We start from the raw sequence: 5,812 nt of genomic DNA, 5'->3' as shown, positions 1-5,812 counted from the left end.
GGGGTAGGCCAATAGAAGGTCATCGAGCGAGAGGCTTGGCTCAAGCAGACGCGCGGCTCGAATATCTCGCGAAAGAATCTGTGCCATGTCCATGTCATGTGCAGCTATTTTCGCAGCGTCATGGCCAAGAGAGTTCGACAACAATTCTTGGAACTGGGGCTCGGGTTCTCGGCGGACGCGAACCACCAGCGATTCGAGGAGGTTTAGGGCCGCTCCCATTCGACCCAGCTGATCCGCGTATGCGAATGCAGAGATCAGGTGGTTCGTGGGGCCATCCCATTGGCTGCGTCCAGGGAAACCACTATTTTGAAACACTGCGAGGGCGGCATAGAGGATCAGCTCATCGTCACTCGCGTTAGGGCTAGTCGACTGAGAGCCAATGTTAGCCATCATAAAGTGAGCGCCGTAGTCGTATCCTTCGGCAACGTGGTCGAGGAGCCCTCTGGCTGATGCGTTATCTCCATCGAGATGGCCGAGCCATTTGGTGGCAAAATCGGTCACGTTCAAGTCAGCTATGCGGTAATCAGTCATCGAGTTCCATTATTCCGTTTCGTGAGCTGCCCGATAGTAGCTCGATGAAGAGTTACCGTCGTAACGACGCGCGCTAGATTTCACAGCGCACCGGAAGGAACCCAATCATGGACGTGACTCTCACCATTCGCAGCGGAGAAGATGTGCGCCAATTGCAGGCGACCGGATCAGGCTACGAATCCGTCCGAGACCAGGTGACAGCCCAGGTTCCCGAGGGCTGGCAGATGTTGAGTTACCGAGTAGATCGCGCTGAGCTCGTTCGTGACTAGCGAAGACTTGCAGGAGTGCCTCGTCGCGAAATGCAAGGCGAAAGCAGCTGAGATGATCACCGTCGACATCAAAGGGCTACTTGTGGACTTTGCGATCTGCGATCGCCACCTCATCCAGGTTCGACGTGGCGACATGGTTACGGAATCGGCCGATCCAACTCGTGGCCTCATAGGCCTGGGCGAGAAGGGCGACGAAACCTAAAGATCAAAGAATCCTCACTTTCGAGAGTACAAGAGAAGTAGAGCGCCAGCTCTCTTTATCGAAAGTAGGAACTGATTATGAGGCAACGAATCGTCGTGGCACCACTTGTCGCCGGACTTCTGGTGCTCGGAGGAGCCGGTTGCGCGAGCACGGCCCCTCAAGCACCAGACGCGAGCAGTGCGCCCGCTGCGCCCACAGAGACACCAAGCAACTGGTGGAGCACCGCGAAGCCAACCACACTGCAGGATACCTACCAAGCAGCCCAGGCGACAGTGAGCCCAGGCGGCGACTACTCTCCCGAGGACGCAAGTAAGGCGAGTGAGCCAGCCACCATCGGCACCGACGGCACCATCTCCCTGTCAATTCACTTCGTGCTGGGCGAAGTCAAGCGCCGGGTGACCGAGGCGTATATCTCCAAAGAGGTCGATGGGTCACTCAAAGGGCCGGCCCTCAGCTGCGCGCCGGGAGCGAGTGCAACCACTGAGACCTTTGACTGCACGTCCATCTTCACGGACCCCACCTTCTCAACGGGTGTCTATTACGGCATCATCGAAACCGAGCCAGGTCTGGAATCACTTCAGGGCTACGGCAATCTCGAGGCAATCGCTCCGATCTATACGAAGCTGCCGAGCTGAACGAGCTCAAGACGCCCTGAGAGACGCCGAGACGTCTTCGAACGCTCGTAGTCGAGAGCCCTCAAAAGCTCGGAGAATCGAAGTGGGAGCGTCTGAGACCCCGTTATTTGCGTCGTCGTCGCTAGAACGAAAGAGCGCCTCGCAGGGACTCCGATCATCGGGGGAGAATTTAGGAGCCTGCGAGGCGCGGCAAACGAGTCAAGTCTGATGCATCGGCGGGGTCGGCGCCGGAATCAAAGAAGACGAGTTCGTCGAGATCGAGCTTGTCGCCAGCTCGACACTCGCGGACGACAAAGGAAATACCCTGACCGGGCGCAAATTGATCAGGGTATTTCTGGGGCATCCGAGTTGAAAGGAAACAGAAGTTTCTCGGGGTTAGCGAGTCCCGACTCTCGCCAGCTTGTTATGGCTCAGAAGTTGATCCACTGAGCCGGTGCCGCCACCAGGTCAGAATCACTGGTGACCTGAGCGAGGCATTCGGCGTTGTAGGACCCGCAGGTCACCTCGCCGAGGTGTTCGTCGCTACTGACCATTACCTGGTCGTCGAGCTTTGCAGCACTCACGTAATGCGTCCGACTTGCATTAACAACGTAAGAGAGCACCGCCCCCACCCCTGGGCGCGCAGCCTGACCGAAATCGTCACTAGTCAATGATTCCATCGTAGGCGCGTAGAGGCCATCAGTTGCGAGTGAGACCTGTTGCGGCTGTGCCAGAACGCTCAGATTGCCCTGAGCGTTTGAAGCATGCGCCGTTGAGCTTGCGAACGCCGCGACCGGGGGAGCCGCGAAAACAATCACCGCGAAGCTGACTACTGCGAAGCCGAGACCGAAACCCTTGCTGTTACTCATGACGTGTTCCCTTTCAAGAAACGGAGAAAAGCTGCTCGCTAATTCTCTCTACGTTTCTATTATAAGTAGTAACGTTTCATGATGTCTATTCTTTGCGCGACTCGTTTTTCGCTCGGGCCCGACGACCAGAGCTTGAGCTCATCAGTCCATCAAGATCCACGATGCGAATCACCGAATCCTGCTTGCCACCTTCCGTAGGAACAGTGGAATGCCAGTCAGCGGTCGGGTTCGCCGCCACCCGTCTGTAGATTTTTGGCCTCGGCATTCCGGTTTTTCGCTCCGCTTCGGTGATGCTGATGCCAACTGCATCTGGCGGTATCACACGGCCCTTCTTCTGAACAGCCGCGCGATCAGTGTTCTCCGCGGCAGCCTCTGCTTCCTTGATCATGTTGAATACTCGAGCCGGCGAGGTGCCGGTTCGCTTAGCGAGCACGGCCAGCGTGTTCTTAGGCTCTTCTCTTGCCCGCACCAGATCGCTCCGCATCGCTGAGCTCATCGGTTTGACAAGGGATGCCAGAAGTTCAATGCGAGCCAACAGAACTTGGTTGTCGAACTCTTCCGGAGGAAGCTTGTTCTTCCGGACATTCTCTTTGGCGAGCTTCATCGCAAGACGATCAACTACGGAGTCGATCTCTCGAGGAAGGCCGGGTGCGTCGGTCATATCGTCGTCTCCTGCAGCTCTGCGATCTTGTTCCTGATGTGGCGAACGCGGTGATATTCCATCCGAAGGAAGGCGGCTGTTTTCGATGCGTTGTTGTCGAATTCTTCCAGGGTTTCCCGAACTCGTTTCTCGACCGCGATTCGGTCCGGCGAGCCAGGGGCAGCCTCAACGCTAGATCGAACCAGTTCCTCCCATTCAGCTTCGGCAGCCTCATGCTCCTGCTGTTGTTCCAGCATCTCCTCCGCTCGACGAGCCTGTTCCCGGATCTCAGCCTCGACGCTCTCTCGCTCCACTTTGAAGGCAACATCTTCGGCGGCGATTTGCGCCGCTATTTCCTCACGCGACTCCTTGGGTACCTTAACCAGTAGCTGCGTCATCACATGGGTGACGAGCCACACCGACACTGGCATCATCGCAGCGACGAACGAGCCACCAACGGCCCGAATCATCGACGACTGATCGGTGATTGAAGATTCAGTCAAGACGTGAATCGAGTTGCCGGCCATGCTAATCGCTGTATACAAACCAACGAACAGCCAGGAGATCAGCGTCGACATTCCTCTACTGCGCTGGATCACTGCCGCGACGGAGAAGACGACTATGGATCCGTCTATTACTCCCGGCACGGCAATAGCTGCGGGGCCATCAAGCTTCGCCCATCCAGCCACTGCGAGCTGCGCCTCGAAGGATGCCCACATGCTGAGGACACCGATCGCCAGGACAAGAACGATTACCACCCACGCCAAGCCGGTCGAGTTCCGAGCATCAATCTGCGTGCCAGTCAAGAACTTAGGCAAACCCTTTGCCGGGTCAATCACCGCGTCGGTCAAGATCATCTCCTCAAGTGAACGTTACTACTTTTTATAGAATAGTTCCCGCTAGCACCACCTCATAGAAATGGGGATCCGCTTGATCAAGAGCAACCCCAATAGGGATCCAGATGGATATCCATCCGCCTATTGGGGTTGCTCTTGAGGAGGGATTACCTCGAGGTAATCCCTCCCGCTCCACCCACTTCATTCCAGACCACCCCGACAACTCGGACACCCCAGCAGAGCGGCGCAGTACTGACCAGCAGCACCGACGGTTGGACGTCCGCCCGAAACGGCATGCACCGTTCCGAAGGACATCCTTCCGTCTCACTCATCGAATCCAGATGGCATCCATCCGCAGCACCACCCAGGCACCAGTCCAAGTTGCACCGACTCAAGCCAGTAGTCAGTACGCAGTCGGGGGGCACTTCATCCGGTAACAATTCCTGTATTCACTCACTATCAAGTCGGACGCAACTGGACTCGCAACGCAGATTCACATCGGTGTTCATGCCGTATCAATTGGACACTTCAATCAGAAGCAACTCGGTGTCTAGGTGTGCTCACCTCGTACTCACGAGCCATGACGGATCGGTCTTCTGGTTCTATATACTCGATATAGATAGTTCAACAAAAAATGGAACAGTTTTTTATGGAATATCTATATAGTAAATAGAACGAGAAGAGAACCGCATGTCAGAGTCCACCGTGGTACCCCTGTCCACGCTCGATCCCCTGTTCGGTCCCTTGATGGCAGCAGCGACGGGTTCCGCGTGGTCCGTGACCTCCTCTGTAGTGGTGAAGGGAATTGCCAACGGAGTGCCCCCGACAGACATCCGAACCTGGCTTGTGAGTCGGGGAACAGGCTGGCGACCGCGTGGTGCAGTCGAATGGAATGCGCAGCATGGATTCGATGAGACGTCAGAGTCCGTAGGTAACGGTGCAGCCGTTTCCGTAGGACGTTCCCCGCTCGTTGAGCTTGTCAGTACGCACCTTCTCTGGGCTGACCTTGTTCGGCGTGGAATGAAGTGGGTGGAGCTCAGTTCTTCCTCTCTCTCGGCGAGCGACGACGAGAATCGGGAACGAGTTCGGCGGTCGCACACGATCACTGCCCACAAACTAATCGGAGGACTGCTGCAGGAGCTTCCTCACCCGGAGGTGACTGATCCCTGGGAGATCGGTAGGAAGGTCAACGTACGAGTGGCTCTCGCCGGCGTCGCTTTGCCATTGCTCGCCGACCCGGAGGGATGGGACACTGCAATACTCACTGAGCCGAGGCTTGCCATGATGACGGGTCGGAGCAACCGGACGGCACGCATACAACTTGCAACTTTGTGCGACCTGAAGATGCTGAACCGGACTAGGTCTGGTCGCGGGGTTAATGGGCGCTTCCGATTGCGGCCAGTAGCGAAGCCTGTTGACGACAGAGGCATGAACTACAGAGCGAGCGTTGATGCCTTAGTAAACGGAACTTCTGAACCGATTGCCAATGTTGTGCGATCGGTAATGCACCCGGCTTGGACCTACAGCGCAACGCTCGACCATCGGCACTGGCTACTACTCCTCGCCGATGTCGCGGGCCTTCCTGCTTCGCACTTTGGATTCAGGCGACCGGTGTGTTTTGTCAACTTGAAGCCGGCCATTTCAGCGCTAATTAACCGGCCAGTGCGGCACTGTTTCCGGCCAGTTGAGCACGGCGGCCTCAACGGCCAGTTTTTTGGGTCGTTAGGGCTATTTCATGAGGGCATGCTTCACGCGGTAGGACTCGCCGCGGAACTGGAGGAGCCGGCCGTGGTGGACGACGCGGTCGATGACGGCTGCGGCCATGTTGTCGTCGCCGAATACCGTTCCCCA

General features: G+C 56.8%; 9 protein-coding genes. 3 read left to right on the top strand and 6 right to left on the bottom strand.

The genetic code is table 11. The annotated features are described in order from the left end of the window. Nucleotides 1-531: hypothetical protein (locus D4765_RS18580; RefSeq protein ID WP_136643802.1), on the bottom strand; the 531-nt coding region annotated here is incomplete at its 3' end. A 107-nt stretch (nt 532-638) separates the two neighbouring features. Here D4765_RS18580 and D4765_RS19375 point away from each other — a divergent pair. The 3 genes from D4765_RS19375 to D4765_RS18570 all read left to right on the top strand — a co-directional run bounded on the left by D4765_RS19375 (nt 639) and on the right by D4765_RS18570 (nt 1,637). After that, nucleotides 639-800: a hypothetical protein gene (locus tag D4765_RS19375; RefSeq protein ID WP_162849211.1), complete on the top strand. Its 162-nt coding sequence runs from the start codon at nt 639-641 to the stop codon at nt 798-800. Then, a complete protein-coding gene (locus D4765_RS18575; RefSeq protein WP_136643801.1) occupies nt 793-1,002 on the top strand; it encodes a hypothetical protein in 210 nt (69 codons plus the stop codon). The genes D4765_RS19375 and D4765_RS18575 overlap by 8 nt, the downstream gene beginning before the upstream one ends. Before the next feature lie 95 nt (nt 1,003-1,097). Continuing rightward, nucleotides 1,098-1,637: a hypothetical protein gene (locus D4765_RS18570; protein ID WP_136643800.1), complete on the top strand. Its 540-nt coding sequence runs from the start codon at nt 1,098-1,100 to the stop codon at nt 1,635-1,637. A gap of 169 nt (nt 1,638-1,806) precedes the next feature. Here the strand turns inward: D4765_RS18570 and D4765_RS19310 are convergent, their stop codons facing one another. From D4765_RS19310 to D4765_RS18550, 5 genes are all read right to left on the bottom strand, one after another. Beyond that, on the bottom strand, nt 1,807-1,980 hold the full coding sequence (locus D4765_RS19310) for a hypothetical protein (protein ID WP_161580499.1): 174 nt from the start codon (nt 1,978-1,980) through the stop codon (nt 1,807-1,809). A 67-nt stretch (nt 1,981-2,047) separates the two neighbouring features. After that, nucleotides 2,048-2,485 (bottom strand): hypothetical protein, encoded by a 438-nt coding sequence (locus tag D4765_RS18565; RefSeq protein ID WP_136643799.1) that lies wholly within the window; start codon nt 2,483-2,485, stop codon nt 2,048-2,050. An 85-nt stretch (nt 2,486-2,570) separates the two neighbouring features. Next, a complete protein-coding gene (locus tag D4765_RS18560; RefSeq protein WP_136643798.1) occupies nt 2,571-3,146 on the bottom strand; it encodes a hypothetical protein in 576 nt (191 codons plus the stop codon). Then, nucleotides 3,143-3,976 (bottom strand): DUF2637 domain-containing protein, encoded by an 834-nt coding sequence (locus tag D4765_RS18555; protein ID WP_161580498.1) that lies wholly within the window; start codon nt 3,974-3,976, stop codon nt 3,143-3,145. Before D4765_RS18555 ends, D4765_RS18560 begins: the two co-directional genes overlap by 4 nt. Nucleotides 3,977-5,689: 1,713 nt before the next feature. Further along, the coding region (locus tag D4765_RS18550) for an ATP-binding protein (protein WP_237280562.1) at nt 5,690-5,812 on the bottom strand (123 nt) is incomplete at its 5' end.

Origin of the sequence: Subtercola vilae (genome assembly GCF_004923255.1) — a bacterium.
Lineage (GTDB): Bacteria > Actinomycetota > Actinomycetes > Actinomycetales > Microbacteriaceae > Subtercola > Subtercola vilae.
The sequence above is the reverse complement of the archived record's forward strand: the minus strand, read 5'-3'. Positions and strand labels throughout refer to the sequence as shown.

Bases quoted from the DNA above. Each gene is read 5' to 3' on its own strand.
- D4765_RS18565 (WP_136643799.1), bottom strand. From the start codon at position 2,485: ATGAGTAACAGCAAGGGTTTCGGTCTCGGCTTCGCAGTAGTCAGCTTC.
- D4765_RS18560 (WP_136643798.1), bottom strand. From the start codon at position 3,146: ATGACCGACGCACCCGGCCTTCCTCGAGAGATCGACTCCGTAGTTGAT.
- D4765_RS19375 (WP_162849211.1), top strand. From the start codon at position 639: ATGGACGTGACTCTCACCATTCGCAGCGGAGAAGATGTGCGCCAATTG.
- D4765_RS19310 (WP_161580499.1), bottom strand. From the start codon at position 1,980: ATGCCCCAGAAATACCCTGATCAATTTGCGCCCGGTCAGGGTATTTCC.